Genomic DNA, 13594 nt, shown 5'->3' on the forward strand with positions numbered 1-13594 from the left:
CATGCGCCGCACCTTATCGCCCAGGGTCGAATGCCTGGGCCTGATGCTGCTCGCCCTGCTGTTGGTGGGCGCGGGCCTGGGGCTGCGTCAGGCACAGAACGTCGATGAGGAACGTTTCCTCGGCGTGGCCCTGGAAATGCTGCATCACGGCTCATGGCTGATTCCCCATCGCGCCGGGGAAATCTACGGCGACAAGCCGCCGATCTTCATGTGGACGGTGGCGTTTTTTGCCTGGCTGACCGGCAAACCTCAACTGGCCTTGTACATTCCGGGGCTGTTTTCGGCGGTGACCGTCACGGGCCTGGTCTACGACCTGGGGCGTCGCCTGTGGACCCCGCGTATCGGGCGCATCGCTGCACTGCTGTACCTGGCCACCTACCAGACCTACAGCATCCTGCGCACCGGGCAGATCGACAGTTTCCTGATCCTGTTCACCAGCCTGGGCCTGTACGGTTTGGCGCGGCATCTGCTGCTGGGGCCGGCATGGCGCTGGTTCTATGTCGGCTGCGCGGCCATGGGTATCGGCGTGATCACCAAGGGCGTGGGTTTTCTGCCGGCGCTGCTGCTGATTCCCTATGCCTACGCGGTGCGCAAGGATTGGCCGGGTGTGGTGGCGATGCCGGGACAGGCGCGCAAGTGGCTGCTCGGATTGCTGGTGATGCTCGCGGCCATCGGCATCTGGTTGCTGCCACTGGCCTTGTCCATTGTGCTGAACGGCGGCGCTGACGAAATCGCCTACGCGCGGGAAATCCTCCTGCGCCAGACCGCCGGACGCTACGCCGCGTCGTGGGACCACCGCGAACCGTTCTGGTACTTCTTCACCAACGTCATCCCGCAGTACTGGCTGCCGTTGGTGCTGGCGTTGCCATGGCTGGTGCCGGCCTGGCACCGGCAGTTGAAAAAGCGTGACGGCCGGTTGCTGGTGCTGCTCGGCTGGGTCGCGCTGGTGGTGCTGTTTTTCTGCATCAGCGCCGGCAAGCGCAAGTTGTACATCTACCCGGCGCTACCTGCGCTGGTGCTGGCGGCCGCGCCGCTGATCCCCTGGTTGTTGCAACGCTGGTTTAAATCGCGCCCGCGCCTGCGGCGGGTCTTCCCGGCACTGGTCGCAGGCTGGTTCGCGCTGTGGTTCGCCCGTGGCTTCATCGAGCCGGTCAGTGATGGCGCCAATCCCCATGAAGCAATCATGGCGCAGGCCGCGACCATGACCCATGGCGCAGACCTGGTGCTGGTCAACTGGCGCGAGGGGCACTGGCTGTTCGCTCGTCAACCGATCGTGCACTTCGGCATGGCGGATTCCACCGTCGAGCAAGCGGCGCAATGGCTGCGCGAGAATCCCAAGGCTTATGCCCTGGTCCCGGACGAGTTGCTGGGCCAGTGCTTCAACCCCCAGGCCGCCCATGAACTGGGTGAAACCTCCCGCGCAGAGTGGTCGATTGTCGGGGCCGATGCGGATAACGGCCAATGCCATCCAGGCAAGCCGGAGCATGTCTATCGTTTCGATTGGGGCCGGGAAAAAGCATGAGCAAAGCAAGGAAAGCCCTTTTTCTGACTGTCGTTATTGCCCTGGTACTGGTTTTCGCCACGGGTGCGCGCTCTGTCTTGCACAAGCAGCTGTACGGACACTTGCACAACAAGTGGGTGGGCAATCAGGCGCCTGACAAAAACATCTGGCTGCCGGACTACAAGCCGACTATCCAGGCCAAGCCTGTTGAGGGCATCAATAATCTGTCGGGCATCGCCTACGATTTTGACAAGGATCGCCTGCTGGGGATTACCAATGGCGCGCCGATGGAAATTCTGGTGATCAGCCGTGACGGTGATCTGGTCGATCGCTACCCGCTGATTGGTTTCGAAGACACCGAGGGTATCGCCTACATCGGCGGCGGGCGGGTGGTGATCGCCGATGAGCGATTGCAGCAGCTGGACATCGTCACCTTGCCTGAAACCCCCGGGCCCATTCATGTGGAACAGGCACAGTTTGTCGCCGTCGGCGTGAACCTCAGCGAACACAACAAAGGGTTCGAGGGCGTGGCGTATGACGCGGCCAATGATCGGGTGTTCGCCATCAAGGAACGTGACCCGCGCCAGTTGTACTCGATCACCGGCATGCTGGCCTCAATCGGTGGCCCGCTGCAGATCCGCATCAAGGACCTGACGTCCTGGGTCGATCGCAGCGTCTTCAGCCGGGACCTCTCCGAGGGCTACTACGATCCGAAGACGGGCCACCTTCTGTTGCTCAGCGATGAGTCCGCCAACATCACCGAAGTCGATGACAAGGGGGACTTCGTCAGCATTCTTTCCCTGCGCCACGAGGCCGGCGACCTTAAACGTAGCGTGCCGCAGGCCGAGGGCATGACTATGGATACCGATGGCGAACTGTACGTCGTCAGCGAACCCAATCTGTTCTATCGGTTCACCAAATCGAGGAACACTCAGGTCGCACATGTGGAGAAGCCCTGATGAGATTGAGCCTGAGTCATTTATCCAATCGCAATGTCGCCTTGCTCGCGGCCTTGGCAATTGCCTTGCTGTTTTTCTGGGGGCTGGGCAGCGTACCGTTCCTCAGTGTCAACGAGGCCCGCAGGGCGGTCACAGTACGCGAAATGCGTGAGGCGGGGAGCTGGCTTCTGCCTTACATGAATGGCGATTTGTACCTGTCCAAGCCGCCGTTGTTCTATTGGGTCGGCCTGGTCTCCAGCGCCGTGTTGGGCACCTTGTCGGAGTGGAGCGTGCGCCTGCCGTCGGCGCTGGCGGCGGCTTTGTGCTGCATTGTCACTTATCTGTGGGGTGTCAGGCAGGCGGGGCGTCAGGCCGGTTTGTTCGCGGTGGTGTTTCTGGCGGCCAACGGCGCGTTCAGCCTGTTCGCCCGCCGTTCGGAAATTGAAATGCTGCTGACCCTGCTGTGTTTCGGTGCGTTGCTGGCGGCCTGGCGTTTCATTTTCCTGGAGGGCGGGCGTGTGTGGAGCCGGCTCAGCTACGTGCTCGTGGGCTGCGCACTGCTGACCAAAGGCCCGGTCTGCCTGCTGTGGGTGACCGCGCCGATTCTGGCTTACGCGCTGATCTATCGCGATGCCCGGGCCAAAGCCTACTTGTGTGACGGTTGGGGCTGGCTGATTGCCGTGGCGCTGGGCAGCTCCTGGTACGTGGCCGTGTCCCTGAATCAGGGCTGGGGCATCTGGGCGTCGATCATCAACGAAGACATCGTGAAGAAGATCGATGGGCAAGGCGCCGAGGCTTGGTACGCCTATCTGTTGTACCTGGCTGGTGATTTCTTTCCGTTCTGGCTGATCGTGTTCGTCCAGCCACGCAGGTTCTGGGCGATGATCCGCTCGAATCGCGCGGCCGCCATGCTGTTGTGTTGCAGCCTGCTGCCGCTGCTGGTGTTTTCCCTGTTCACCGAAAAACACGGCAAATACCTATTGCCGGTTTACCCGTCCATGGCGTTGCTGCTGGCCATGCACTGGTCGGCGGTGCTCGATGACATGAAGGGGCGCTGGCGTACTGTTCTTGTCGTCGTGCCCTGCGTGATGCTCGTCGGGTTCCTGGTGTTCTACATGTTCGTCGAAGCGCGGGTGCTGTCGCACCGTGTCGGTGGCCTGGAGCAGGTCGCCACGCTGGCCAACGGGCAACCGGGTCAGAAGGCCTACACGGTCGGCGAGCCGGATATCCGCCTGGTCTATTACATGGGACGGCCGGTAGCACCGCTGACGGATGCCCAGTTGCAAGCCGGCTCCCGTCCGGCAGGGCTGCTGTTCGTGCAGGAACCCCTCGACCCGCAACTGCAAGGCCTGGACGCGTGCAAGGTCGGGGAAATCAGCCCGTACCTCAAGCCCGGCCGTGCAGCGCTCCTTGTGCACATGGGCGATCAGTGCCGCTGACCGGTTGCACATCGCCCGTTCGGACTAGGCAAGGCTAACGATTCTGCCGCATCCGGGCGGCGCCAAACTTCATGCTCAAAGGGGCGTCGCGCAACGCGCGCCCCATCCAACGAGCAGAAGGCGCCGCGATGGAGTTTGCATTCAGCGACGAACAGGAAATGATCCGCGCATCGGCCGAGGGCTTCCTTGCCGATGTCTCGGATTCCAGCGCCGTGCGAGCGGCCATGGTCAGTGAACGGGGTTTCGATGAAGCCCTCTGGCAACGCCTGTGCCAGGAAATGTACTGGCCGGCGATCCATATTCCCGAAGTTTACGGCGGTCTTGGCCTGGGGTTTGTCGAACTGGCGATCCTCCTGGAACAGATGGGCCGGCGGTTGCTGTGCTCGCCGTTTTTTGCCACCGCCTGCATGGCCACGCCGGCGTTGTTGCTGGTGGGCAATGAGCAACACAAGCAGCGCTGGCTGCCATCGATTGCCGACGGCAGCCTGACCGCGACCCTGGCCTTCAGCAGCGCCAATGGCTGGGCGGCCGACGATGTGCAGGCCACGGTGGTGGCCGAGGGCGAAGGTTTTGTCCTCGACGGCACCCTCAAGCATGTGCTCGACGGCCACGGCGCCGACCTGCTGATCATTGCCGCACGGGCTCCCGGTTCCAGCGGTGAAGCGGGCATCAGCCTGTTTGCCGTCAAGGCCGACCGGGCCGGTATCGAACGGCAAATGCTGCCGACCATGGACCAGACCCGACGCCAGGCTCGGATTCAGCTCAAGGGCCTTTACCTTGAAGCGGACTGCCTGCTGGGCGAGTGGGGCCAGGGCTGGGCGGTTCTGGAGCAGGTCCTGCAACTGGCCTGCGTTGGCCTTGCCGCCGAGCAGACCGGCGGTGCGCAACAGGTGCTCGACCTCAGCGTGGCCTACATGCAGGAGCGCCAGCAGTTCGGCCGTCCCATCGCCAGTTTCCAGGCCCTCAAACACCGCGCCGCCGACATGATGCTGCAAGTCGAATGCGCGCGTTCGGCCAGCTATTACGCGGCGTGCGTGGCCCAGGAAGTCCTCGACCCCGAAGGCGATCCGCAGGTCGCCGCCGAACTGCCACTGGCGGCGGCACTGGCCAAGGCGCAGTGCTCGGAAAGCTACTTCCACTGCGCCTCCGAGTCGATCCAGTTGCACGGCGGCGTCGGTTTCACCTGGGAATACGACCCGCACCTCTACTTCAAGCGCGCCCGCGCCAGCGAAAGCTTCCTCGGGCTACCGGCCTGGCATCGCGAGCGGATTGCCGCGGTGATTCTCGGGGAGCAGCCATGAAAATCAGTTTCAGCGAACAGGACGAATGCTTCCGCAAGGAAGTCGCCGACTGGATGAGCGCCAACCTCTGTGGCGAATTCGAACCCCTGCGGTTTCGCGGCGGACCGGGGGACGAGCACATGTTTCCCGAAGAGCGCAAAGCCTGGGAACGCAAACTCGCCGAGGGCGGCTGGACCTGTGTCGGCTGGGCGCCGGAGCACGGCGGGCGCGGCCTGTCGATCACCCGGCAAGTGATTTTCCACGAAGAGTACGCCCGCGCCGGCGGTCCTGGGCGCATGGGGCATATCGGCGAAGGCCTGGCCGGGCCGACCATCGCCGCATTCGGTACGGTGGAGCAGCAACAGCGCTTCTTGCCGGGGATCGTCCGCGGCAGCGAGTTCTGGTGCCAGGGCTATTCCGAGCCGGGTGCGGGGTCGGACCTGGCCAACGTCAAGACCCGCGCCGTGCTGGATGAAGAGAGCGGCCAGTGGCTGATCAACGGCCAGAAAGTCTGGACCTCCCTGGCCCACGAGTCGGACTGGTGCTTTGTCATCGCCCGCACCGAGCCGGGCAGCGTTGGCCACCGTGGCCTGTCGTTCCTGCTGGTGCCCATGGCCCAGGCGCAAATTACCGTGCGGCCCATCGAGCAACTGACCGGCACCTCGGAATTCAACGAAGTGTTCTTCGACGATGCCCGCACCGACGCCGCCAACATCATCGGCGCGCCGGGGGAGGGCTGGAAGATTGCCATGGCGTTGCTGGGGTTCGAGCGCGGCGTGTCGACTCTTGGCCAGCAGATGCAGTTTCAGAACGAGCTGGACGAAATCATCGCCATCGCCAGATCCAACGGCGCAGACCGCGACCCGATCCTGCGCCAGCGCCTGGCCGAAGCCTGGAGCGGGCTGCGGATCATGCGCTACAACTCGTTGCGCATGCTCTCGGGCAGCCAGGACGGCTCACTGCGCAAGGAGGCGACCATCTACAAGCTGTTCTGGTCGACCTGGCACGCCAGCCTCGGCAAGTTGGCGATGGATGTGCTCGGCGCCGAGGCGGAATTACTCGAAGCCGCGCCTTACCAACTGACCCGCTTGCAGTCGCTGTACCTGTTCAGCCGCGCCGACACCCTCTACGGCGGCAGCAACGAAATCCAGCGCAACATCATCGCCGAGCGTGCCCTGGGCATGCCCAAAGAGCCGCGTCCGCGCGCCTGAAAGGAGAGAGTTCATGTCTGTACCTCAATATGTTGAAGGTCGCGGCCTGCTGCGCGGCAAGTCGCTGCTGATCACTGCGGCGGCCGGCGCCGGGATCGGTTTTTCCGCCGCTCTGCGTGCCGCCGAAGAAGGCTGCCGTGCGCTGATGATCAGCGATATCCACGAAGGCCGGCTGGCCGAAGCGGTGCTGAAAATCCGCCAGGCCACGGGGCTGCAACAGGTGTTCGGCCAGGAGTGCAACGTCACCGATGAAGCCCAGGTGCAGCAGCTGGTCGCCAGCGCCGAGCGCGACCTGCAAGGCGTCGACGTGTTGATCAACAACGCAGGCCTCGGCGGCTCGCGTTTGCTGGTGGACATGCCTGACGAGGAGTGGAACCGGGTCATCGATGTGACGCTCACCGGCACCATGCGCATGACCCGCGCCATGCTGCCGAAGATGATGGAGCGCCGTGCCGGGGTCATCGTCAACAACGCCTCGGTGCTGGGCTGGCGCGCGCAGAAAGAACAGTCGCACTACGCCGCCGCCAAGGCCGGCGTGATGGCCTTGACCCGTTGCGCGGCGGTCGAGGCCGCCGACCATGGCATCCGCATCAACGCGGTCAGCCCGAGCATCGCCCTGCACGATTTCCTGCGCAAATCCGCCCCCCAAGCGGTGCTCGACCAGCTGGCGGCCAATGAAGCGTTCGGCCGTGCCGCCGAGGTCTGGGAAGTGGCCAACGTGATGATGTTCCTGGCCAGCGACTACAGCTCCTACATGACCGGCGAAGTGTTGTCGGTGTCCAGCCAGAGGGCTTGAACATGCCACGTATTTTCGACACGCCGATGGCCTTGTTCGAGGCGGTCGGCCAGGCGCTGGGTGCCAGCGACTGGCTGCTGCTGGATCAGGATCGGATCAACCTGTTTGCCGACGCCACCGGCGATCACCAGTGGATTCACGTCGATCCGGTGAAGGCAGCGAATGGGCCTTTCGGCACCTGCATCGCCCACGGCTACCTGAGCCTGTCGCTGGTCAATCTGTTCCTGCCGCAGATCGTCGAGGTCCGTGGCCTGGCCATGGGCGTCAATTACGGCTGCGAGCGGGTGCGTTTTCCCGCTGTTGTGCGCGCAGGTTCCAGGGTTCGCGGCAGCGCGCAGTTGATGGCGGTGGAAGAGGTCAAGGGCGGCGTGCAGGCGACCATTCGAGTCAGTGTCGAGATCGAAGGCGAGGAGCGCCCCGGCTGCGTGGTCGACACCATCAGCCGCTATTACCCCGCCTGAGCCAGTCAGCAGAATTTTTGAGGAATTGAACATGAAAGAAGCCGTCATCGTTTCCACCGCCCGCACGCCCATCGGCAAGGCCTTTCGCGGCGCGTTCAACGACACCGAAGCGCCGCAACTGGGTGGCCATGTGGTGCGCGAGGCCGTGCGTCGGGCCGGTATCGAACCAGGGGAAGTGGACGATGTGATCATCGGCGCCGCCGCCCAGCAAGGCACGCAGTCTTACAACCTGGGGCGCCTGTGTGCGATCGCCGGCGGCTTGCCGACCTCCGTGGCGGGGATGGCGGTGGAGCGCCAGTGTTCGTCGGGCCTGATGAGCATCGCCATGGCCGCCAAGGGCATCATGTGCGACGAGATCGACATCGCCGTGGCCGGTGGACTGGAGTCGATTTCCCTGGTGCAGAACAAGCACAAGAACCTCTACCGCAACCAGTCGAGTTCGGTGATCGATCTGGATCCGCATGCGTATATCCCGATGATCGAAACCGCCGAGATCGTCAGCGCACGCTACGGTATCTCCCGCGAGGAACAGGACGAATACAGCTACCAGAGCCAGCTGCGCACCGCCCAGGCACAGAGCGCCGGGCGCTTCGACCGTGAGCTGGCGGCGCTGACCAGTCGCCAGGCGATCTTCGACAAGGCCACGGGTGAAACCCGTCATGAACTCGTCACCCTGCAACGCGACGAGTGCAACCGCGTCGACACCACGCTGCAAAGCCTCAACGCGCTGGAGCCGGTGTGGCCGGGCGGCCAGTGGAGTGACAAGGGCCGTTTCATCACGGCGGGCAACGCTTCGCAGCTGTCCGACGGCGCATCGGCGTCGGTGTTGATGAGCGCGAAAATGGCCGAGAAGCGTGGCCTGGAGCCCTTGGGTATCTACCGTGGCATGGCGGTGGCGGGCTGCAATTCCGACGAGATGGGCATTGGTCCGGTGTATGCCATCCCGAAGCTGCTCAAGCGCCACGGCCTGACCATGGAGCACATCGGCCTGTGGGAGCTGAACGAGGCCCTTGCCTGTCAGGTCCTGTATTGCCGCGACACCCTGGGGATTCCCGCCGAGCGCCTGAACGTCAACGGCGGGGCGATTGCCATCGGCCATCCGTTCGGCATGTCCGGGGCGCGCATGGTCGGTCATGCGTTGATCGAAGGCCAGCGTCGAGGGGTGCGTTACGTGGTGGTGAGCATGTGCATTGGCGGTGGCATGGGCGCGGCCGCATTGTTCGAGGTGGTCTGAATGATCGGTGCAGAACAGATCCAGGCGACCATGGCGCGCTATGTGGAGTTGGTGGATGCCGGCGATATCGACGGCATCCTCGGGCTGTATGCCGGGGACGCGACGGTCGAAGACCCGGTTGGCCAGGCACCCTTGCAGGGCATCGACGCTATCGAGCGTTTCTACCGGCAAGGGCTGGGCGCGATGAAAGTCTCGGCGACCCGCACAGGTCCCGTGCGCGCGACCTCCAACGGTTGCGGCGCAATGCCGTTCCGGGTCGACATGGAGTGGGGCGGGCAGCCGTGTTCGCTGCATGTGATTGACGTGATGGAGTTCGATGACAGCGGCAAGATTTGTTCGATGAAAGCTTATTGGAGCGAGGTCAACCTCGGCCCTCGGGCCTGATAACTGTGGGAGCGAGCCTGCTCGCGATGGCGGTGCATCAGGCGACATCAATGTTGAATTTGCCGGCCTCATCGCGAGCAGGCTCGCTCCCACAGGGTTCAGCGTCGATTCCAGATTCAATGGTCGGCACAAATCAACTGTGGGAGCGAGCCTGCTCGCGATGGCGGTGCATCAGGCGACATCAATGTTGAATTTGCCGGCCTCATCGCGAGCAGGCTCGCTCCCACAGGGTTTAGCGTCGATTCCAGTTTCAATGGTCGGCACAAATCAATTGTGGGAGCGAGCCTGCTCGCGATGGCGGTGCATCAGGCGACATCAATGTTGAATTTGCCGGCCTCATCGCGAGCAGGCTCGCTCCCACAGGGTTCAGCGTCGATTCCAGATTCAATGGTCGGCACAAATCAACTGTGGGAGCGAGCCTGCTCGCGATGGCGGTGCATCAGGCGACATCGATGTTGAATGTGCCGGCCTCATCGCGAGCAGGCTCGCTCCCACAGGGTTTAGCGTCGATTCCAGTTTCAATGGTCGGCACAAATCAATTGTGGGAGCGAGCCTGCTCGCGATGGCGGTGCATCAGGCGACATCAATGTTGAATGTGCCGGCCTCATCGCGAGCAAGCCCGCTCCCACAGGGTTTAGCGTCGATACCAGTTTCAATGGTCGATGCAAATCAACTGTGGGAGCGAGCCTGCTCGCGATGGCGGTGCATCAGGCGACATCAATGTTGAATGTGCCGGCCTCATCGCGAGCAAGCCCGCTCCCACAGGGTTTAGCGTCGATACCAGTTTCAATGGTCGATGCAAATCAACTGTGGGAGCGAGCCTGCTCGCGATGGCGGTGCATCAGGCGACATCGATGCTGAATGTGCCGGCCTCATCGCGAGCAGGCTCGCTCCCACAGGGGAAAGTGTTCACGAAGCCGAGTTCAGTGTCCGTCCCTGGATCAGATCTGGGTTCTGGGTTCGACCGGTTTCGTAGTAGGCCTTGAGATTCTCGGCAATCTGCCGCACCACCTTGTCGAAGGCCTTGCCCAGCAATCTTTCCATCAGCCTGCCACCGCGCAGGCTGTAGTGCATTTGCAGGGTGATGCGCGTCCCGTTGCCTTGCGGTTGCAGCCCGTAGCTGAAACTCGCCTGGCGAAACGGAAAGGGCGAGTCATTGCCGCCCTTGTGTAGCCGCAGTTCGAACCCTGCGCCTTCGCGCCACTGAACCACGCTTTCATCCAGGTACTGACCGCCCTTGCGCAACACCCGGCGGCTGGCGCCGACGCCTTCCCGGGCGCCGGGGTGGAATTGGCAACCGGTCAGCCCCGGCACGTAGTGCGGGGCCAGGCTCAGGTCGCGGAGTTTTGCCCAGGCAGCTGGCAGGTTGAGGTCAAGCAGGACGCTGTGGCTGGCGATTGCAGGCATATTGGCGCTCCGGTTGGTCAATGGGCTTTTTGAAAAGATCGCAGCCTTTGGCAGCTCCTACAGGGTGTACATATTCCAATGTAGGAGCTGCCGCAGGCTGCGATCTTTTCAGATTTTGGCGGCATCGAGAAACGCAGGTCGTTCGCCGCCGCCGTGCACAGCAATGTCTGCACCGCTGACATAGCGGGCCAATGGCGAGGCCAGGTACAGGCAGGTATCGCCGATGTCCTCGGGATTGGCCAGGCGCTGCAACGGGATGGTCGCGGCTACCCGCGCAATGCCCTCCCGGTCGCCATAATGCATGGCCGCCTGCTCGGTGAGAATCAGCCCGGCGGTCACCGCATTGACCCGCACCTTCGGCGCCCATTCCACCGCCAGCGAGCTGGTCAGGTTGAGCAGCCCGGCCTTGGCCGCGCCGTAAGCCGCGGTGCCGGGGGAGGGGCGGGTGGCGCTGACGCTGCAAATGTTGATGATCGCGCCACCGTCGACCTGGGCCTGCATCACCCGGTTGGCCTGCTGGCAGAGGTTGAGCGGGGCGATCAGGTTCAGGCGAATGATCGACTCGCTGAAACGCGGCGAGGCCGTCGCGGCATCGGCATTCGGCGAGCCGCCGGCATTGTTGACCAGCACATCGAGGCGGCCGAAGCGCTCGACGATGCTTTCGATCAATCGCCCGGACTGCTCGACATCCCGCAGATCGCAAGGCACGAACAGCGCCTCACGCCCGCCGCTGGCCGGCAGGGTAACCGGGGCTTCGCGACCGCAGATCACCACCTCGGCGCCGCAGTCCAGAAAGCGCTGGCTGATGCCGCGACCCACCCCTTTGCCACCGCCGGTGACCAGTACCGTTTTGCCGCGAAAGTCCATCGGATCAAGCATGGGATGCCTCGTGTTGTCGCTCGGAAATGCAGTCGATGCTAGGGCTGCATGAGCCGCCGGCCTACGTCCGATAGGACTAGAACCTGTGACCACCCCCCAAACACTGTAGGAGCGAGCATGCTCGCGATGGACTCAAGAACACCGCGGGGTGTCAGGGCTCCCGCGTCATCGTTGACGACCATCGCGAGCAGGCTCGCTCCTACAGGTTCAGCGGCCATCAGCATCATCCGCAGCCAACAAAAAACACTGTGGGAGCGAGCTTGCTCGCGATGGCGGAGTGTCAGGCGCCACAAGTGCTGAATGTGCCAGCCCAATCGCGAGCAGGCTCGCTCCTACAGGGAGGGCAGGTAGTCCTGTCGGACGATGTTGACTGTCCGGGCCCTCGGAATAATCCGGCGACAACAACAGGCCGGGAGGACACCTTATGGGCGCTTCAGCGCAGGGGCACTTCGTTACGCTGCCGGATGGTTTGCAGCTGCACTACTTGGATAACGGCAGGCAAGACACCGGCAGCGGCGAGCCGGTGATTTTCATCCACGGCAGCGGGCCGGGCGCCAGCGGTCACAGCAACTTCAAGCAGAACTACCCGGTGTTCGCCGAAGCCGGCTACCGCGTCATCGTCCCGGATCTGCCGGGCTACGGTGCCTCGGACAAGCCCGACACTCTCTACACCCTCGACTTTTTCGTCAGCGCCCTGAGCGGTCTGCTCGACGCCCTGGATATCCAGCGCTGCGTCCTGGTCGGCAATTCCCTGGGCGGTGCGATCGCGATCAAGCTGGCCCTCGACCAGCCGCAACGGGTCAGCCGCCTGGTGCTGATGGCGCCCGGCGGCCTGATGGAGAAGGAGCAGTATTACCTGCAAATGGAAGGCATCCAGAAAATGGGCGCCGCCTTCACCAAGGGTGAGCTGAACGATGCGGCGGGCATGCGTCGCCTGCTGGCGCTGCAACTGTTCGACGCCACTCTGATTAGCGACGAAACGGTCAACGAACGGGTGGCCGTGGTGCAACAACAACCGGTGTGCGTGCTGTCGACCATGCAGGTGCCGAACATGACCTCGCGCCTGGCCGAGCTGCAATGCCCGATCCTCGGTTTCTGGGGCATGAACGATAAATTCTGCCCTTCCTCGGGGGCGCAAACCATGCTCGAACACTGCTCGTGCATCCGCTTCGTGATGCTCAGCGAATGCGGGCACTGGGTCCAGGTCGAGCATCGAGATTTGTTCAATCGCCAGTGCCTGGCTTTTCTTCAGGAGGCCCGCGGATGAGCGTGCAATTGCGTCGTGAATTCGGCGAAGAGCTTTACCAGGCGCTGCTCAGCGGCACCACACTGGCGCCCCTGACCGAGCGTTGGCCGGCGATCAGCATCGAGGATGCCTACCACATTTCCCTGTACGCCATTGAGCGGCGGGTGGCCGCCGGCGACCAGATCGTTGGCAAGAAAATCGGCGTCACCTCGGTGGCGGTCCAGCAGATGCTCAACGTGCATCAGCCGGATTTCGGTTTCATCACCCGGCAGATGGCCTTCGCCGATGACGCGCGGATTTCCCTGTCGGCCAACAAGCTGATCCAGCCCCGGGCCGAAGGCGAGATCGCCTTCAAGCTCAAACGCGATCTGGTCGGCCCCGGCATCACCGAAGCCGATGTGCTCGATGCCACCGAGTACGTGATGCCGTGCTTCGAAATCGTCGACTCGCGGATTCACGAGTGGCGCATTCGCATCCAGGACACCGTCGCCGACAACGCTTCCTGCGGCGTGTTTGTGCTGGGCGACAGCCAGGCCGACCCCCGGGAACTGGACTTGCCCAACCTGCGCATGCGCGTGTCGAAAAACGGTGAGCCCCTCAGTGAAGGGCTTGGCTCGGCAGTGCAGGGCAATCCGCTGACGGCCGTGGCCTGGCTGGCCAACACCCTGGGCGCGTTCGGCATTCCGTTCAAGGCCGGGGAAATCATTTTGTCCGGCTCCCTGGTGCCGCTGGAACCGGCCCGTACCGGCGACCGTTTTGAATTGACCATCGATGGCCTGGGCAGTGCCCGGGTGTCCTTCTGCGCCTGACTTGTGGGG

At 63.3% G+C, this 13594-nt stretch carries 13 protein-coding genes; 11 read left to right on the plus strand and 2 right to left on the minus strand.

From position 1 onward, the window contains the following. Position 1: 1 nt before the first annotated feature. The 9 genes from ABTV29_RS09700 (at position 2) to ABTV29_RS09740 (ending at position 9244) form a co-directional block, all read left to right on the plus strand. Complete coding sequence (locus ABTV29_RS09700) at positions 2-1522, plus strand: ArnT family glycosyltransferase (RefSeq protein ID WP_433769863.1); 1521 nt, start codon at positions 2-4, stop codon at positions 1520-1522. Continuing rightward, entirely contained in the window at positions 1519-2460 is a 942-nt protein-coding gene (locus tag ABTV29_RS09705; RefSeq protein WP_433769864.1) for an SdiA-regulated domain-containing protein, read from the plus strand. The genes ABTV29_RS09700 and ABTV29_RS09705 overlap by 4 nt, the downstream gene beginning before the upstream one ends. Beyond that, on the plus strand, positions 2460-3878 hold the full coding sequence (locus ABTV29_RS09710) for an ArnT family glycosyltransferase (RefSeq protein WP_433769865.1): 1419 nt from the start codon (positions 2460-2462) through the stop codon (positions 3876-3878). The genes ABTV29_RS09705 and ABTV29_RS09710 overlap by 1 nt, the downstream gene beginning before the upstream one ends. Positions 3879-4006: 128 nt before the next feature. Continuing rightward, positions 4007-5179 carry an acyl-CoA dehydrogenase family protein gene (locus tag ABTV29_RS09715; RefSeq protein ID WP_433769866.1) on the plus strand — a complete coding sequence of 391 codons (1173 nt, stop codon included), beginning with the start codon at positions 4007-4009 and terminating at the stop codon, positions 5177-5179. After that, positions 5176-6369, plus strand: coding sequence for an acyl-CoA dehydrogenase family protein (locus ABTV29_RS09720; protein ID WP_433769867.1), 1194 nt, complete (start codon positions 5176-5178; stop codon positions 6367-6369). Before ABTV29_RS09715 ends, ABTV29_RS09720 begins: the two co-directional genes overlap by 4 nt. A gap of 13 nt (positions 6370-6382) precedes the next feature. Further along, positions 6383-7165 carry an SDR family oxidoreductase gene (locus tag ABTV29_RS09725; protein ID WP_433769868.1) on the plus strand — a complete coding sequence of 261 codons (783 nt, stop codon included), beginning with the start codon at positions 6383-6385 and terminating at the stop codon, positions 7163-7165. 2 nt (positions 7166-7167) lie between these two features. Then, entirely contained in the window at positions 7168-7626 is a 459-nt protein-coding gene (locus tag ABTV29_RS09730) for a MaoC family dehydratase (protein ID WP_433769869.1), read from the plus strand. A gap of 31 nt (positions 7627-7657) precedes the next feature. Continuing rightward, the gene (locus ABTV29_RS09735; protein ID WP_433769870.1) at positions 7658-8860 is read left to right on the plus strand and encodes an acetyl-CoA C-acyltransferase; all 1203 of its coding nucleotides are present in this window, start codon (positions 7658-7660) and stop codon (positions 8858-8860) included. Continuing rightward, positions 8861-9244 carry a steroid Delta-isomerase gene (locus ABTV29_RS09740; RefSeq protein ID WP_433769871.1) on the plus strand — a complete coding sequence of 128 codons (384 nt, stop codon included), beginning with the start codon at positions 8861-8863 and terminating at the stop codon, positions 9242-9244. 909 nt (positions 9245-10153) lie between these two features. On the opposite strand, the gene ABTV29_RS09745 is transcribed toward ABTV29_RS09740, so the two are convergent. Together ABTV29_RS09745 and ABTV29_RS09750 are read right to left on the minus strand one after the other, a co-directional pair. Further along, positions 10154-10651, minus strand: coding sequence for an SRPBCC family protein (locus ABTV29_RS09745; protein WP_433769872.1), 498 nt, complete (start codon positions 10649-10651; stop codon positions 10154-10156). Positions 10652-10759: 108 nt separating this feature from the next. Further along, a complete protein-coding gene (locus tag ABTV29_RS09750) occupies positions 10760-11530 on the minus strand; it encodes an SDR family oxidoreductase (RefSeq protein ID WP_433769873.1) in 771 nt (256 codons plus the stop codon). A gap of 424 nt (positions 11531-11954) precedes the next feature. Between ABTV29_RS09750 and ABTV29_RS09755 the strand changes: the two genes are divergently transcribed. Together ABTV29_RS09755 and ABTV29_RS09760 are read left to right on the plus strand one after the other, a co-directional pair. Next, entirely contained in the window at positions 11955-12797 is an 843-nt protein-coding gene (locus ABTV29_RS09755; RefSeq protein WP_433769874.1) for an alpha/beta fold hydrolase, read from the plus strand. Then, complete coding sequence (locus tag ABTV29_RS09760; RefSeq protein ID WP_433769875.1) at positions 12794-13585, plus strand: fumarylacetoacetate hydrolase family protein; 792 nt, start codon at positions 12794-12796, stop codon at positions 13583-13585. The genes ABTV29_RS09755 and ABTV29_RS09760 overlap by 4 nt, the downstream gene beginning before the upstream one ends. Positions 13586-13594 lie beyond the last annotated feature (9 nt).

Origin of the sequence: Pseudomonas putida, assembly GCF_050989985.1 — a bacterium.
Taxonomy (GTDB): domain Bacteria; phylum Pseudomonadota; class Gammaproteobacteria; order Pseudomonadales; family Pseudomonadaceae; genus Aquipseudomonas; species Aquipseudomonas putida_AI.

Coding starts and splice junctions, on each gene's coding strand:
- ABTV29_RS09725 (WP_433769868.1), top strand. CDS start 6,383: ATGTCTGTACCTCAATATGTTGAAGGTCGCGGCCTGCTGCGCGGCAAG.
- ABTV29_RS09740 (WP_433769871.1), top strand. CDS start 8,861: ATGATCGGTGCAGAACAGATCCAGGCGACCATGGCGCGCTATGTGGAG.
- ABTV29_RS09710 (WP_433769865.1), top strand. CDS start 2,460: ATGAGATTGAGCCTGAGTCATTTATCCAATCGCAATGTCGCCTTGCTC.
- ABTV29_RS09745 (WP_433769872.1), bottom strand. CDS start 10,651: ATGCCTGCAATCGCCAGCCACAGCGTCCTGCTTGACCTCAACCTGCCA.
- ABTV29_RS09750 (WP_433769873.1), bottom strand. CDS start 11,530: ATGCTTGATCCGATGGACTTTCGCGGCAAAACGGTACTGGTCACCGGC.
- ABTV29_RS09730 (WP_433769869.1), top strand. CDS start 7,168: ATGCCACGTATTTTCGACACGCCGATGGCCTTGTTCGAGGCGGTCGGC.
- ABTV29_RS09720 (WP_433769867.1), top strand. CDS start 5,176: ATGAAAATCAGTTTCAGCGAACAGGACGAATGCTTCCGCAAGGAAGTC.
- ABTV29_RS09735 (WP_433769870.1), top strand. CDS start 7,658: ATGAAAGAAGCCGTCATCGTTTCCACCGCCCGCACGCCCATCGGCAAG.
- ABTV29_RS09705 (WP_433769864.1), top strand. CDS start 1,519: ATGAGCAAAGCAAGGAAAGCCCTTTTTCTGACTGTCGTTATTGCCCTG.
- ABTV29_RS09760 (WP_433769875.1), top strand. CDS start 12,794: ATGAGCGTGCAATTGCGTCGTGAATTCGGCGAAGAGCTTTACCAGGCG.
- ABTV29_RS09755 (WP_433769874.1), top strand. CDS start 11,955: ATGGGCGCTTCAGCGCAGGGGCACTTCGTTACGCTGCCGGATGGTTTG.
- ABTV29_RS09715 (WP_433769866.1), top strand. CDS start 4,007: ATGGAGTTTGCATTCAGCGACGAACAGGAAATGATCCGCGCATCGGCC.
- ABTV29_RS09700 (WP_433769863.1), top strand. CDS start 2: ATGCGCCGCACCTTATCGCCCAGGGTCGAATGCCTGGGCCTGATGCTG.